General features: G+C 58.0%; 12 protein-coding genes and 5 tRNA genes. 3 read left to right on the top strand and 14 right to left on the bottom strand.

From position 1 onward, the window contains the following. Nucleotides 1-17: 17 nt before the first annotated feature. From H4Q31_RS07040 to H4Q31_RS07020, 5 genes are all read right to left on the bottom strand, one after another. Entirely contained in the window at nucleotides 18-1,745 is a 1,728-nt protein-coding gene (locus H4Q31_RS07040) for a sensor histidine kinase (RefSeq protein WP_185178366.1), read from the bottom strand. Between the two features lie 109 nt (nucleotides 1,746-1,854). Further along, entirely contained in the window at nucleotides 1,855-4,245 is a 2,391-nt protein-coding gene (locus tag H4Q31_RS07035; protein WP_185178365.1) for a beta-galactosidase, read from the bottom strand. Between the two features lie 170 nt (nucleotides 4,246-4,415). Further along, nucleotides 4,416-4,501 (bottom strand) — tRNA-Leu (locus H4Q31_RS07030). A gap of 39 nt (nucleotides 4,502-4,540) precedes the next feature. Next, nucleotides 4,541-4,616: transfer RNA gene (locus H4Q31_RS07025), tRNA-Lys, on the bottom strand. Between the two features lie 9 nt (nucleotides 4,617-4,625). Then, nucleotides 4,626-4,700, bottom strand: a tRNA-Glu gene (locus H4Q31_RS07020). Nucleotides 4,701-4,860: 160 nt separating this feature from the next. Between H4Q31_RS07020 and corA the strand changes: the two genes are divergently transcribed. Beyond that, complete coding sequence (gene corA / locus H4Q31_RS07015) at nucleotides 4,861-5,790, top strand: magnesium/cobalt transporter CorA (RefSeq protein WP_185178364.1); 930 nt, start codon at nucleotides 4,861-4,863, stop codon at nucleotides 5,788-5,790. A gap of 126 nt (nucleotides 5,791-5,916) precedes the next feature. Here the strand turns inward: corA and H4Q31_RS07010 are convergent. The 3 genes from H4Q31_RS07010 to H4Q31_RS07000 all read right to left on the bottom strand — a co-directional run bounded on the left by H4Q31_RS07010 (nucleotide 5,917) and on the right by H4Q31_RS07000 (nucleotide 6,692). Beyond that, a tRNA-Ser gene (locus tag H4Q31_RS07010) sits at nucleotides 5,917-6,005 on the bottom strand. Nucleotides 6,006-6,009: 4 nt separating this feature from the next. Next, nucleotides 6,010-6,085: transfer RNA gene (locus H4Q31_RS07005), tRNA-Asn, on the bottom strand. A 133-nt stretch (nucleotides 6,086-6,218) separates the two neighbouring features. Next, complete coding sequence (locus H4Q31_RS07000; protein WP_185178363.1) at nucleotides 6,219-6,692, bottom strand: SprT family protein; 474 nt, start codon at nucleotides 6,690-6,692, stop codon at nucleotides 6,219-6,221. Between the two features lie 108 nt (nucleotides 6,693-6,800). Here H4Q31_RS07000 and H4Q31_RS06995 point away from each other — a divergent pair, with 108 nt between their 5' ends. Both H4Q31_RS06995 and cmpA read left to right on the top strand, forming a co-directional pair. Next, nucleotides 6,801-7,163, top strand: coding sequence for a hydrolase/acyltransferase (locus H4Q31_RS06995; protein ID WP_185178362.1), 363 nt, complete (start codon nucleotides 6,801-6,803; stop codon nucleotides 7,161-7,163). A 102-nt stretch (nucleotides 7,164-7,265) separates the two neighbouring features. After that, nucleotides 7,266-7,412, top strand: a complete 147-nt coding sequence (gene cmpA / locus H4Q31_RS06990; protein ID WP_185178361.1) for a cortex morphogenetic protein CmpA — start codon at nucleotides 7,266-7,268, stop codon at nucleotides 7,410-7,412. A gap of 185 nt (nucleotides 7,413-7,597) precedes the next feature. Here the strand turns inward: cmpA and H4Q31_RS06985 are convergent, their stop codons facing one another. From H4Q31_RS06985 to alr, 6 genes are all read right to left on the bottom strand, one after another. After that, the gene (locus tag H4Q31_RS06985; protein ID WP_185178360.1) at nucleotides 7,598-9,790 is read right to left on the bottom strand and encodes a Tex family protein; all 2,193 of its coding nucleotides are present in this window, start codon (nucleotides 9,788-9,790) and stop codon (nucleotides 7,598-7,600) included. 102 nt (nucleotides 9,791-9,892) lie between these two features. Beyond that, complete coding sequence (locus tag H4Q31_RS06980; protein WP_185178359.1) at nucleotides 9,893-10,507, bottom strand: TetR family transcriptional regulator; 615 nt, start codon at nucleotides 10,505-10,507, stop codon at nucleotides 9,893-9,895. A gap of 70 nt (nucleotides 10,508-10,577) precedes the next feature. Then, complete coding sequence (locus H4Q31_RS06975) at nucleotides 10,578-11,744, bottom strand: YhgE/Pip domain-containing protein (RefSeq protein WP_185178358.1); 1,167 nt, start codon at nucleotides 11,742-11,744, stop codon at nucleotides 10,578-10,580. Nucleotides 11,745-11,912: 168 nt separating this feature from the next. After that, on the bottom strand, nucleotides 11,913-12,263 hold the full coding sequence (locus tag H4Q31_RS06970) for a type II toxin-antitoxin system PemK/MazF family toxin (RefSeq protein ID WP_185178357.1): 351 nt from the start codon (nucleotides 12,261-12,263) through the stop codon (nucleotides 11,913-11,915). Between the two features lie 3 nt (nucleotides 12,264-12,266). Continuing rightward, on the bottom strand, nucleotides 12,267-12,548 hold the full coding sequence (locus tag H4Q31_RS06965; protein WP_311771699.1) for a CopG family ribbon-helix-helix protein: 282 nt from the start codon (nucleotides 12,546-12,548) through the stop codon (nucleotides 12,267-12,269). Nucleotides 12,549-12,688: 140 nt separating this feature from the next. Then, on the bottom strand, nucleotides 12,689-13,876 hold the full coding sequence (gene alr / locus H4Q31_RS06960; RefSeq protein ID WP_185178356.1) for an alanine racemase: 1,188 nt from the start codon (nucleotides 13,874-13,876) through the stop codon (nucleotides 12,689-12,691). Between the last annotated feature and the right edge of the window lie 62 nt (nucleotides 13,877-13,938).

Below are 13,938 nucleotides of genomic sequence, written 5' to 3'. Positions count from 1 at the left end.
TCCTTCCAGTTGTCCGCCTATGCTTCATCCGCCGCTCGGGCATGTTCCGCCGGCAGCACGATTCGCACGGCCGTGCCTCCGCCATTCATGCTGCCGATCTCGATGCCGTATTCGCTGCCGTACCTGAGCTTAATTCGTTCGTTCACGTTCTGAAGCCCGTAACCGCCTTCCTGCCCTTCGCCTGCGAGCAATGTCTTGACGACATCCGGCCTCATGCCGACGCCGTTGTCGATTACTTTAAGCTCAAGGTTGTCACCCGCTCTGCGCCCCGTGATCCGGATCGCGATCGTATCGCCGAACCAAGCGTGCTTAAATACATTTTCGACGAAGGGCTGGAGAATGAGCTTGATGACCGGTATATCGAGAATATCGGGGTCTACATCAATGTGAACCGAGAAAGCGCCTTCATATTTGACCCGCTGGATGTCCAAATAGGCTTCCACCTGCTCCAGCTCCTTGCCGAGCGGAATGTGCACTTGGCCCTGATTGAGCGAGAGGCGATAGAACTTCGACAATTCCTTCACCATTGCCGTCACTTGCTTCGTCTCGCCGAGGTTGGCAAGACTGCTAATCGTGGAGAGCGAATTGTAGAGGAAGTGCGGGTTGATCTGAGCTTGGAGCGCTTCGAGCTCCGCCTGTTTGCGCTGAATGCCCTGCACATAGACGTTGCTGATCAGCTCCTGAATATTCGCGGCCATCGCGTTGAACGCTTCTCCGATCCGCGAGAATTCATCATTGCCGCCGAACCGGACCCTCTTCTCGAAGCTCCCGCTCTCGAACGATCGGACAAGCGATACAATCTTGCCCATCTTGCGTCCTGACAACCTGGCCACGAAGATGCCAATCAGCGCCATGACGAGGAAGCTGATGGAGCAGATGGCGAAGATAGCCTTCTGCAGTTGGCGCGCATCCTTGCGAAGATAGTCGTAAGATACTAGCGTCTCGATAACGAAGTCCGTTCCCGGTACCTCCTGCGTTAGCGTCAAATAGTCAGCCGTACCTTCGCTTGGTACTGCGCTGCCTTGCTGGTAGAGAACCGTCTCTGAAGATACGTCGGCGAGACGTATCGTGATGCCATCTTGAACCGGGAACGTCTCGAAGTTGCCGAGCAGATCGGCGAAGCTGGCCGTAATTCGCAGATAGCCGCTCACGGTCAGGTAACCGTTAAACGACACCATGCGGCGAATATGAGAGATGTTCGCCAGTTCGTTGTCCGTCTCGATCTGCATCCACCGGTTGTCATCCCCCGCCTCGACTGTCCGAAGCCACTCGCTGCCTGCAATGTCCCGAGAGGAGAGAATGTAGTAATCGCTATCCTGAATCGGCGTCGATAGATCGTCGCCTTCCACAATATTGAGATCGCCGTTCGATGTGTACAGAATAATCCGGAGCGGATTGCCGAATAGCTGCAGCGGAGCCCGCATCTGAGGCACGATATCGTCAATCATCGTCAGGTATATCTCGAACGGATCGCCGCGCTTCTCGAGCGCCCGTTGAAACGGTACGTTGCCGAACAGCGTATCGGATATTCGCTGAATCTCGTCTAATTGATACTTCAAATTGTCGCGAGTCTGCTCTATCCCTGTTCTAATGTTGGTCTCCGCGATCTCCGTCCTTGATCGGATCAACATCGTGTAAGAGATATAACCGATGACGATGTCTGTTACTAGCACTAGAATAAGATAGGAGATCATCATCTTGTAGGTATACGGAATATACGTTCTCTGCGTTATCGTGCGTCCCATGCCTGCCTCCCGGATCATCGAAGTGCGCGACGATTGCTTATCCTTGAGTATATAAGATTGGATAGCAAATGGAAGCCGGGAATAGACAGATTATTCACAGAATCCTATATTACGAATCCGACTCAGCCAATAGAAGGATTCGATAGACCGGCTTGATCTGAATCTCTCGGATAACGGCCGTCTCTTCTCCGATAAAGGTTTGTTCCGCTGCCATGGCGGCATCAGACGCCACCTTCATCACACCTCTGCGCAGCGGCGTTGTCTCTAGCACAATCTTGCCATCGCGGATCTTGTCCCGGAACCGAGCGAGCCCGATCTCCCATTGCGCGCCATTATGGAAATGGTCATGCAATAACTTCCCGCCGGAGAAGGCATATCCCACATTTCCCGTGTAATCGATCGATAGCAGCGCGTCGCATACATGTCCGGTAACCGCAGCTGTATCAACGGCAAGCTCGACCTTATGGGCGTGCAGCCGGCGGACATCGAGCTTGATCTCGACTTGCGGGAACCGCACGGTGTGCGTCCGGAACAAGGCGCCGTCCCGGCTCTCCGCCCGATGATCCTTGGATGCGGCCGACAAAGCGAGCGCGCCGCCGGTTCCAGGGCCGGCGTATTCCCTGAACCGGTATCCATCCGGGACGGTCGGCGAAGCAGCCATGCTGGCGGTCAACTCGATGCGGTCTCCGCTTGCCGTGACTGGCGCCTCAGAGAAGAAGATGCGACGGCTGCCTCTTACCTCTACTTCCCACATTTGCGCCGCTTCCGCAGCTGTCATGACATATAGGCATACGTCACGGCTGCCATGCATGGCGATGCGGATCAGTGCAGAACAGTCATGGGATACCGTTATGAGGCGGCCGCCTTCATTGTCTCTCTCAGTTGAAGCACTTCCGAAGCATTCAATGTCCGCAACCCCCTCTTCGCCAATAGCGAACTCTCCGTCGATCCCCTCGTGCATCTGGAAGAAAAACGTCGCAGCCTCCTCCGATTGAATTGCGGTAATCGGCTGTGCGGTCGCATACAGAAGATCCAGGCCATCCAAGTTCATATGAAATGGGAGCATCATTGAGGCGTTGGGGCGAACCGTTATGCCCGAGCGCCGAGGGAAGCGTATGGTGCCGTCCCGGCTATCAATGGCAAATCGCACATCTCGATGAGTCTGCATGATCGCATGATCTTGATAATTATTTACGAAGAGATATCCGGAATGTCCGTCCGTCCGAACCGCATAGCGGAGCGTCCCGGTGTCCTCTGGGCGAATATCGGCTGCGCCATCCGGCAGCACCGTGACCATAGGAGCCAATTGGCTTCCGAACTGCCGCAGAAAATAGTGGAGCGGGCGAAGCAAATCGTTCGACGGACGAACCTGACCGAATTCGCCGATCGGCGCTTGAAAGTCGTAAGTGATGCGCGGCGTCGTGCTTTCATTCAGGTAGCCGGTTACGCCGACCGGGTTGGTGCCGCCGTGGAACATATAATATCCGATAAAGTTGCAGCCGCCCGCGATCTTCACTAGACTCATCGCTGCGACGCTCTCCGGCTCCACTTGGAAGCGCGACAAGTACCACGTCTGCATGCCGCCTCCCATCTCGCAGCAGGCATACGGGTATAGCGTCCGCGGATAGGGGGGATTAAAGTGGCGTTCAGCGCTGGCATCGTCGCTATGATAATTCACGAAGATATACTCGCCCGTCGGCTGCTGCTCGGGGTTATGCTCGCTGATGCTCCATGGCGTGTAGGCATAACCGCCGTATAGCGGCAGCACTTCGTCCTGCAACAGCGGGGCGTTGCCCCAGCCTGTGCTCGTATAGATCGGCGCCGCCAAACCGGCCTCAATCGCTAACCGCTTCAATTGGCGCATATGCTCCGCACCGCCGGTTCCGCCGCTCAGATATTCATCTCCTTGCTTGGCGGTCATCTCCCATAAGGCGGCCGCGGCGTTGAATTCATTCTCCAGTTGGATACCGATCACCGGTCCGCCGTCCTTATACATCAACCCAGCAGCCTGCACGCCGATCTCCCGATACAGCCTGCCTACGTAATCCAAATATCCTTCATCGTTCGAGCGAACGTCGAACTCGCGCCCGAACAGCCAGTCCGGCAAGCCCCCGTTCCGCACTTCGCCATGGCAGAATGGGCCAATCCGAAGAATGACGTACAGTCCGCAGCGGGAACATAGCTCCGTGAATTCTCGCAGGTTACGGTCGCCTTCCCAATCGAAGGCGCCTTCCAGTTCCTCATGATGATTCCAGAAAATATACGTGGCGACCACATTAATCCCCGAAGCACGCATCTTCCGCAGTTCGGTCTCCCATTCCGCATGCGGATATCGGCTGTAATGAATTTCGCCGCAGATCGCAATATAGGGCTGCCCGTTCATCTCCATATAATAATTGGTGAAGCCGATCCGCTCTCCGTTCGGATTGCTTCCTCCGAGACGAAGCGTCGACGGATGAATGGCTTTGGGCGCAGTTCGCGCATTAAGGTTATATTCCAAGTTCGTCCCCTCCTCTGCTCTACCATTAATTGTAGAAAAGCATAGGCCTCGTTGACATGGGGGTGAGCAATGAAAAGTAATACCTTATCTACGATTTGCTAGATGGTTGGACTGTCCTGTAACAAAAACAAAAAAATCCCCTGCTTCCGCAAGGGATGATCTCTTATGTATGGTGCGGTCGAGAGGACTCGAACCTCCACGGTATTGCTACCGCCAGCCCCTCAAGCTGGTGCGTCTGCCATTCCGCCACGACCGCATATGATAATTCTCCGGCTTCGATCGGCATAATCGAAACTGGTGAGCCATGAAGGACTCGAACCTTCGACACCCTGATTAAAAGTCAGGTGCTCTACCAACTGAGCTAATGGCTCTTAATTCAGTGGTGACCCGTATGGGATTCGAACCCATGTTACCTCCGTGAAAGGGAGGTGTCTTAACCCCTTGACCAACGGGCCACATTAGTCTTATTGCTGCCCGTTCATCAGGCGCCTCGTTCAAACGACAAAAATGAGTATACCTGAATCCCGGCACATGTGCAAGTCCTTTTGCGAACTTTTTTTAATGGTAAAATATGCTATCCTATAAGCATCTCACCGAGGGGAGAACAGAACGCCAATGCTCTTATACAATACGCATTCCAAAGCCGTTGCCGAGACCGAGATGCGCGTGCCGGATGACGGAGAGATTGCCTGGATTCCGCTGATCGGCAGCTCCGCCGAAGAGATTCAGCGTATCCTCTCGGACATGTTCGGATGCCATCCTCTGATCGTTGAGGATTGCGTCACGCTGGGCCAGCGCCCCAAGCTCGACAGGTACGACAAGCATCTGCTCCTGACGTTCTTCCACGTGAATCCGGATCTGTCGACGGTGGAGATCGAGCATGTGATCGGGCCGAACTACGTAATTACGATCTGTCCGGAAGAAGTCGATTCGCTTCGCCGGGCGAGAGAGGACTTTCGCCGAACCTCCAGGTATATGGAATACTCCGGCAGCCTCCTCTACTGCCTGCTGGACCACTGCGTAGACGACTACGCCAATGTCGTGGACAAGATTGACAACAGCCTAGACAAGCACGAACGAGCTGTCTTCCACAACCCCCATGTACGCATCGCAGGGGACGTATTCCGCCTGAAGCGGCGCCTGCATACGCTGCGCCGCATTCTCGCGGACGAGAGGGTCGCCCTCGGGCTGCTCAGCCATCAGCAGTTCCCTTACAGCCGCCGGGAGGCCGACGTTTATTTTATCGATATCTACGACCACATCTCGCGCGTGCTCGATTCGATCGACTCGTTCCGCGAAGCGATGACGGCTCTGCTCGAGCTTCAGCTCAATATGAAGTCCGACCGGATGAACGAGATCATGAAGACGCTGACCATCATCAGCTCCATCTTCCTGCCGCTGACGTTCCTCGCCGGCGTGTACGGGATGAACTTCCGGTTCATGCCCGAGCTCGAATGGAAGTTCGGCTATCCCGCTCTTTGGCTCATCATGGCGCTCGTCGCTGCCGGCCTCTGGTGGTTCTACAAGCGCAAGAAGTGGCTGTAGCCCTGCAACCGATTACCAACTAGCCGACAACCACAATCGACTCCAGCAACCAACATTCTAACGCACAACCAAAAAGAGCCTTCGCCGGCTGACCGGTGATGGCTCTTCAATTCGTCGCCTTGGTGGTGGCGGAGAGAGAGGGATTCGAACCCTCGCGGCTGTTACACCCTAACGCTTTAGCAAAGCGCCCCCTTCGGCCTCTTGGGTACCTCTCCAAAGTGGCTCCCCGAACAGGACTCGAACCTGTGACAACTCGATTAACAGTCGAGTGCTCTACCAACTGAGCTATCAGGGAATATGGTTTCGTCCGAAGCGACATTTAATAATTTATCATGGTTCCCAAGCGAAGTCAAGCGGTTCGTCCAATGTTTTTTATTGGCAAAAATGCATTCGTCGCATCGCCCAAATCCGATCCCTGGCGCGGCTTCTCACGCCTCCTGCTCCGGCTGCGCCTCGACCAGCTTGAGCTTGCCTCGGCACTTCCCGCAGGCGTATCGGCGCGGGTCGGCGCGACGCTTGCGCGGGTACGACATACCGCAATCGCGGCAGACAAGATAGTACTTCACCGGCAAGCTCCGTTTGGCGCCCGGCAGCGTCTTGCAATAGAGCGTCGCCCCCACCTGCTTCAGCAGTCGCTTAAAGTCCGGATCGGCATGCTTGTATCCCCGGCCGGCCAAATGCAAATGATAATGGCACAGTTCATGCTTGATGATCTTCTCTGTCTCCTCAACGCCGTTCACGGCCAATTGGTGAGGGCTGATCTCGATATTGTGGCTCTTCAGGAAGTAACGCCCGCCCGTCGTGCGCAGCCGCCCGTTGAATGTCGCTTTGTGGCGGAACGGAACGCCGAACGCCGCGAGAGATACCTTTTCGACCCATTGCTGCAGTTCGCTGTCGTTCATACGTGTGCCCCTCCCGCCTGTTCGCGCTTGTATTCCTCTTGAATTGTAGACTGACGTTGGGCTACACTGTCAAGTAGGAATTGCCGATCGAGGGGAGAACGCGCCGCCATGTCCAACAAGGCTTATATTCTAATGCAGCGTCCAGACGGAAGCCTGCTGTGGGTCGAGATGCCTGCGACTCATGCTTACCAATTAAGCGCGCTGAATTTGCGGCTTCATAAAGAGATCGCGAAGCTAACCGCCGACAACATTCCCGAGCTGCCGAAGGCTGTCGCGGAATGCAACGGTCTCGAGCTTCTTAACGAGAACGAAGTCCCGGTAGGCGGGCTTGCGTATATCAACGAGCTGGAACGCGCCTTCGCCGCCATCCGCGAGAGCTCCTATCCGCTCATCTCCTTGCTGACCGAGATCCGCGCGCTTCAGGCGCAGCTCGAGCAGTGGTACGAGGAAGAGGAAGAAGTCATGTCGTAAAAAGGCAGCTGAACGCAGCTCCCCGCGAACGGGACCTGCACGGTCATTCGCCCACCCCCATATGCTAGTAATGCAGCATGACAGGGGAGGAGGGCGACAGCAATGCCGCAATGGCTGTGCAACCAGCTCATGCGGGCGTACCTCAAGAAGGACCGCCGGCAGATCAAGATGCTGAACGACTGCTGGTTTTTCTACCAACGGCAGTCTCCATCGGGGAATACCCCGTCCGCTTCGCATACCAAGCCTTGAGCTCCGGCGCAAGCCCTTCAAGGCTCATCATAAAAGGCCGCCTTCGGTCCAGCCGCTCTAACGAGCGGACGGGCGAATGGCGGCCTTTTTGACGCGCGGGCGGGCGGGGAGGGGCCAAATTCGCGCGCTTCTCGCTTCCCGAAGCCCTCCTCGAGGGCTTACGCGACGCACTCACTCGGGCCGGCTTAAATCGCCGGTCCCTTCATCGTCAGGCTGACGCGCCCCTTCTTCAGATCGACGCCGATGACCCACACCTTCACGGTGTCCCCGACGGCGACGACTTCCGTCGGATGCTTGACGAACTTGTTGCTCAGCTGCGAGACATGCACGAGCCCGTCGTTCTTGATGCCGATGTCGACGAACGCGCCGAAGTCGACGACGTTGCGAACCGTTCCTTGCAGCTCCATGCCCGGCTTCAGATCCTCGATGTCGAGCACGTCGGTGTGGAAGATCGGCGGCGGCAGCTCGTCGCGCGGATCGCGTCCCGGGCGCTGCAAGCTGCCTACAATGTCCCGCAGCGTCGGCGCGCCAACCTCAAGCCGAGCCGCCATCTCCTCAACCTGCACCTCGCTCAAGCGAGCCTTCAGCTCATCCGTGCCGATCGCTGACAACGGCAGCTTGAGCTCCTTGAACAGCCGGTCGACCACCTTGTACGACTCCGGGTGGATCGGCGTCCGGTCGAGCGGATTCCGCCCGTCCGTAATGCGGAGGAAGCCGACGCACTGCTCGAACGTCTTCGCGCCGAGCCGCGGCACCTTCTGCAGCTGTGAACGGTCAGCGAAGGGGCCGTTCTCCTCGCGCTGCTTGACGATGTTCTTGGCGATCGTGGCGTTCACCCCCGCCACATACGACAGCAGCGAAGGCGAAGCCGTGTTGACGTCGACGCCGACGTGGTTAACCGCCGACTCGACGACGCCGGAGAGGCTCTCGTCGAGCCGCTTCTGCGACACGTCGTGCTGGTACTGCCCGACGCCGATCGCCTTCGGCTCAATCTTGACGAGCTCGGCCAGCGGGTCCTGCAGCCGGCGCGCGATCGACACGGCGCTGCGCTCGGCGACGTCCAGATCCGGGAACTCCTCCTGCGCCAGCTTCGACGCGGAGTAGACGCTCGCGCCTGCTTCATTAACGATGAGATACTGCAGCCCGCGCTCCGGCATGCCCTTGATCACGTCGACGACGAATTGCTCCGTCTCGCGCGATGCGGTGCCGTTGCCAACGACGATGAGATGGACGCCGTATTGCGAGATCAAGCGGCGGAACAGCGCTTCGGCTTCCGCCTTCTTGTTGTGCGGCGGCGTAGGATACGACACGGCCACCTCTAGCAGCTTGCCCGTCTCGTCCACGACAGCCAGCTTGCAGCCTGTCCGGTAGGCCGGGTCGACGCCGAGCACGACGCGTCCCTTCACCGGCGGCTGGAGCAGCAGATTGCGCAGGTTCTCGGAGAAGATGCCGATCGCGTGCTCCTCAGCCTTCTCGGTCAGTTCGCCGCGCAGCTCCCGCTCGATCGACGGCGCGATCAGCCGCTTGTAGCCGTCCTCCGCGGCAGCGGCCAGCGCGTCCCGCGTGACCGATGCGCCGCGAATCAACCGCCGCTGCAGCTCGTCCACGATCCGCTCCACCGGCACGTCGATGCTTACGCTGAGCACATCTTCACGCTCGCCGCGGTTCATTGCGAGCACGCGGTGCGGCGGCAGCCGCTTCACCGGCTCCGAATAGTCATAGTACATCTCGTACACCGACTCCGCCTCAGCGTTCTTCGCCTTGCTGCGCAGCACGCCGTATTCCCACATGAAGCGCCGCACCTGCTTGCGCGCGTTCGCGTCGTCGGCGAGGCCCTCCGCCACGATGTCCATCGCGCCCTGCACCGCCTCCTCCGGCGTCGCCACGCCCTTCTCCGCATCCACATAGCGCGCTGCTTCCGCTAGCAGATCGCCTTGCCGCGGCTGCGACAGCAGCCATTGCGCGAGCGGCTCCAGCCCGCGCTCCTTGGCGACGCTGGCGCGCGTCTTGCGCTTCTGGCGATACGGCCGATACAGATCTTCGACCTCCTGCAGCTTCACCGCGCCTGCAATCGCAGCCTGCAGCTCGGGCGTCAGCTTGCCCTGCTCGTCGATCAGGCGCAGCACCTCGCCCTTGCGGTCCTCGAGCTGCTTCAAATAGCCGCGCCGCTCCTCGATTGCCCGCAGCTGGTTCTCGTCCAGCTCGCCGGTCATCTCCTTACGGTAACGCGCGATGAACGGAATCGTGTTCCCTTCGTCGAGCAGGCCAGCGACCGTGCGCACCTGACCGGGACTGATCCCAAGCTCCGCCGCGATCTGCTTGATCATGCGCTCCGCCGCTTCGCGCGCGGCTGCCTCCGTTGCTACAGCTTCGCTCATCTCTCTTGCATCCTCCTCATCATTCACAGTCGTCCACCGCACAGCCGAAGCCGCGGCTAGAACGACCAAGAGACGCTCCCCTGTGGGAAGCGCCTTCTCTCCTCACCACATGCCAGTCACGCCACGCTCAGCCTCGCAGGCCAGCGCACCGAGCACGAAGCCCGTCAAATCTTCGATCTTCTGCTCCATCGTTGGCGCCGGTTCCGTCAAGACCGGCTCGAATAGGGCAAAGTCGCGAGGGAACAGCAGACCTCCCCAGATGTACAGAAACGTCGTATCCAGGGAACGGAAGCGGAATGCTCCTTGCTTCCGTCCTTCCTCAAGCAGCGACCTTGCCAGCTCCCAGATCGGAGACAGATATTCGCGGATGACCTCGGTCCGCGGAACGGAATGGGTCATCTCGTGCTGAATGATCCGGACCAGCTCCGGATCCCGATGCTGATAATGAATGACTTCGCGGATCATCAGCTTGACGCCCTCGACCGGATCGAGCGGCTCCGCGAAGAGGTCATCGACCACCCGCAGGGGCAGCGAGAAGTCGAACAGCGCTTTGAATATATTCTCTTTGCCTCCGAAATGGTAGGATACGAGCGCCACATTCGCGCCGGCTTCTTCGCAGATCTGCCGAATGGACGTCCCGTCGTACCCGTAACGGGCGAACAGCTTCTTCGCGGCCAAGAGCAGCCGCTTCTTGACGTCTATCTCCGCTGATTCCATCTCTGCCTCCATCATGAACCAAGCTATTCTCTTATTATGAACCCGCTCCTACCCGGAAGCAAGGCAGCCGTTACCGTTGGGCTGCGCCCGCGGGAGCGGCTCCGGCATGAGGCTTCTTCTGAGGCTTCAAGGCGACCGCTAGGGCGCCGACCGCGATCGCGACCGCGGCGATCAAGATCAGCATGCCGAACGATTCGCCAAGTCCGCCGCCGCCGAACAGGACGTTCATCAAACCGTTAACCGCATAGGTTGCCGGCAGCGCGTGGCCGAGCCCCACGTAGAAATCGGGCAGCAGCTCGCGCGGCACCATCGCCCCGGAAGAGACGAGCTGCGCGGACAGCGTCACCACGTTAAAGAGCATCCCGCCCATGCCGAACAGCAGCAGGAACATCTGGGTGACGAACAGGAAGGTAAGCAGCACGACGAAGACAACGCCCCACAGCGCGAGCCACCCTTGCTCCGTCTGGCCGCCGAACGCCATGACCAAGAGGGTGCCGATCAGCGATACGACGAACGCGGCCCCGATGTTAATCCAAGTCCGAGCGGCGAACCGCGCCCACTTGCCCGCGCCTGTCGCCATCGCGACTCCCATCGAGGATTGCTCCATGTTCATCCCCATGATCATCGCCCCGACGAACGAAGCGAGTACGACCATCATCGGCACCATTTGATTGTTCATGCCTTTCACCGGATGGATGCTCTCGATGTCGGATACTACCCGCTCAGACAATGCGCCAGCCGCCGCTTGCGCTTGATCAGCAGGCATCTGCGCCTGCGCCAGCGTCTGGGCGATGCCTTGGCCGACCGCCATCTTGTTGACCGTTGCCGTCACCTGTTCGGCGACTCCGGTCATCATGCTCTTGATAGTCGCCGGATTCGACTCATTCAGCACATATTGAATGGATGCCTTCTTCCCGGCGTCGGACACGTCCGCCGAGAAGCTCGCCGGAATCCGGATGATCATCTGCAGCTCCCGATCATCCAGCCGGCGCCGGGCAGCATCCATATCCTCGAACCGCTCCGTCTGCACCGGAAGCGAGCTCTGCAGCTGCTCCGCCACCTGCGCTCCGATGCCCGCATCCTCGTTCACGATGCCGACGTGCAGCCGGTCCATGCGATCCGTTACGCCGTCATACCCCGTCATCCACACCACGGAGAATATCAATTGGAACATCAAAGCCGTCACGATCCCGATCCACGTCGTCGGCCTTTTGAAGAATGCCTTAAGTACAGCCATTTCTCCCCATCCTCTCTCTGCTTAAACAAATGTTTTAATCACTTGTTTAATTTAGCGCAGAACAACCCCGCGCGTCAATGCCTTATTTCCTGTCGCAAGGAACGTCAAGAGTCCCGCAACGGCAAAAAAAAAAAAAACGGAAGCCGCCACTCGCGGCTTCCGCTCTGTTTAAAAGTCGATAAGTCCAACACTGATCAACAGCGCATCATCGACTTTATGCATCATTTCCTCTTCCAGATGGGTGATCTTGTCCGTCAACCGCTGCTTGTCGATTGTCCGGATCTGCTCCAGGAGCACGACCGAATCGCGGTCCAGACCGTGGACCTTCGCTTCGATCTCGACATGCGTCGGGAGTTTCGCTTTCTGGATTTGGGCGGTAATAGCCGCTACGATCACCGTCGGACTGAACCGGTTGCCGATGTCGTTCTGAATCACCAGCACGGGGCGCACGCCTCCCTGCTCCGAACCGACTACCGGCGACAGATCCGCATAGAAAACATCCCCGCGTTTGACGATCAACAATTACACCCCGCTTACTAGGCGTCCGAGTGTGCTCTCGGCATCTTCTTCCGCATGGAACGCTTCAGATGCCATATTCAGGTTGATCTTGGCCATCTCCAAGTAGCCGCGCTGCATGGAATCGCGAATCAGCCTCTTCTTCCGTTCTACGAGATATTGCTTCATCGCCTGTCGGATCACTTCACTGCGGTTGGTATTCTCCTTGGCGACGACAAAGTCGACTTCTCGCAGCAATTGATCAGGAAGACTGATCATAATTCGCTTCGTATTGTGTACATTGGCCACCGAACAAGCACCTCCAAAGATTTACCAACCCATGACCTAATTCCCAGTATACCGTCCACCGGAATAATTATACGACTCTTCCGAATACCATTCGCTCTCACGTGCCTGCATTCCTGCCCATTCGGCAAAAAAGGCCGAGGTCAACGTTCGGAAAATATTGGATTCTCCGCCCCGACCCGCTCGCCGTTCTTCCGATAGACACGCGGAACGCGCGCGGCGATCATGCAGGTCACTTCATAGGGGATCGTTCCGAGCTTCGCCGCCACTTCTTCGGTCGTAATACGCTCATCGCCTTGGCCTCCGATGACGACGACCTCTTCGCCGACCTCAACCCGTCCCGTCCCGCCAAGCTCGGCGGCATCCAGACCGATCATGCATTGATCCATGCAGATCGAGCCTAACACAGGCACGCGCTTCCCGCGGAGCAAGACTTCAGCCTTGCCGCTGAGCATTCGGCTGAAGCCGTCGGCGTAGCCGATCGGAATCGTGCCGACCCGCTCCGCTCGACGTGTGACGTACCTCCCGCCATAGCTGATGCCTTCGCCGGCCGGAACCGTCTTCGTGTGCACAACCTTCGTCTTCAGCGACAACGCCGGCTCCAGCTCGATCTCATCCTTGCGGACCTCGTCGCTCGGATAGAGGCCGTACATGCCGATGCCGAGCCGAAGCATGCCGCGCGCATGCTCGGGCAGATCGATGCCTGTCGCGCTATTGCCGGCATGAATGATCGACAGCGGCAGCGAATGCTTGCGCACATAGTCGACCACCGTCTGGAAGCGTTCCGATTGCATCAGCATGTGCGATTTGTCGACTTCATCGGCTTTGGCGAAGTGCGTGAACATGCCCTCCACTTCCAATCCAGGCAAGGAACATGCACGGTCAAGGAACCGCTCCGCATCCAGACCCGGGAACACGCCAAGACGCCCCATGCCGGTGTCGATCTTGACATGCGCTCGCAGCTTGGGGCCTCTCAACGTCATCTGTTCAATCGCATCTAATTGTTCATTGCGGTACAAAGTCACCGTAATGCCATGCTCGCGCGCCAACTCCCAGCCTTCTTCAGGCGTATACCCTAGCACTAGCACGGGAGCCGTAATGCCCGCTCTGCGCAGCTGCAGCGCTTCGTCGAGGAACGCCACGCCAAGGTAATCCGCTCCGGCCGTGATCGCGCTTCTGGCTGTCTCCGACGCTCCATGTCCGTAGGCATTCGCCTTCACGGACGCCAGCAATCGGGTGCCGGACGGCAGACGATCCCGGAATGCCTTCACATTGCGCTCTATGGCATCCAAGGATATCTCCGCTGCCGTCGGCCTATAATAACTATCCAAAACCTATTCACCCACTTTATTCTGTCAAACCCATCGTAAACCCAATAACGTAATGTTAACGA

The sequence above is a fragment of the Cohnella lubricantis genome, from assembly GCF_014212015.1.
Lineage (GTDB): Bacteria > Bacillota > Bacilli > Paenibacillales > Paenibacillaceae > Cohnella > Cohnella lubricantis.
The sequence above is the reverse complement of the archived record's forward strand: the minus strand, read 5'-3'. Positions and strand labels throughout refer to the sequence as shown.

Coding starts and splice junctions, on each gene's coding strand:
- H4Q31_RS07040 (WP_185178366.1), bottom strand. CDS start 1,745: ATGGGACGCACGATAACGCAGAGAACGTATATTCCGTATACCTACAAG.
- corA (WP_185178364.1), top strand. CDS start 4,861: ATGCTCTTATACAATACGCATTCCAAAGCCGTTGCCGAGACCGAGATG.
- H4Q31_RS07000 (WP_185178363.1), bottom strand. CDS start 6,692: ATGAACGACAGCGAACTGCAGCAATGGGTCGAAAAGGTATCTCTCGCG.
- H4Q31_RS06995 (WP_185178362.1), top strand. CDS start 6,801: ATGTCCAACAAGGCTTATATTCTAATGCAGCGTCCAGACGGAAGCCTG.
- cmpA (WP_185178361.1), top strand. CDS start 7,266: ATGCCGCAATGGCTGTGCAACCAGCTCATGCGGGCGTACCTCAAGAAG.
- H4Q31_RS06985 (WP_185178360.1), bottom strand. CDS start 9,790: ATGAGCGAAGCTGTAGCAACGGAGGCAGCCGCGCGCGAAGCGGCGGAG.
- H4Q31_RS06980 (WP_185178359.1), bottom strand. CDS start 10,507: ATGGAATCAGCGGAGATAGACGTCAAGAAGCGGCTGCTCTTGGCCGCG.
- H4Q31_RS06975 (WP_185178358.1), bottom strand. CDS start 11,744: ATGGCTGTACTTAAGGCATTCTTCAAAAGGCCGACGACGTGGATCGGG.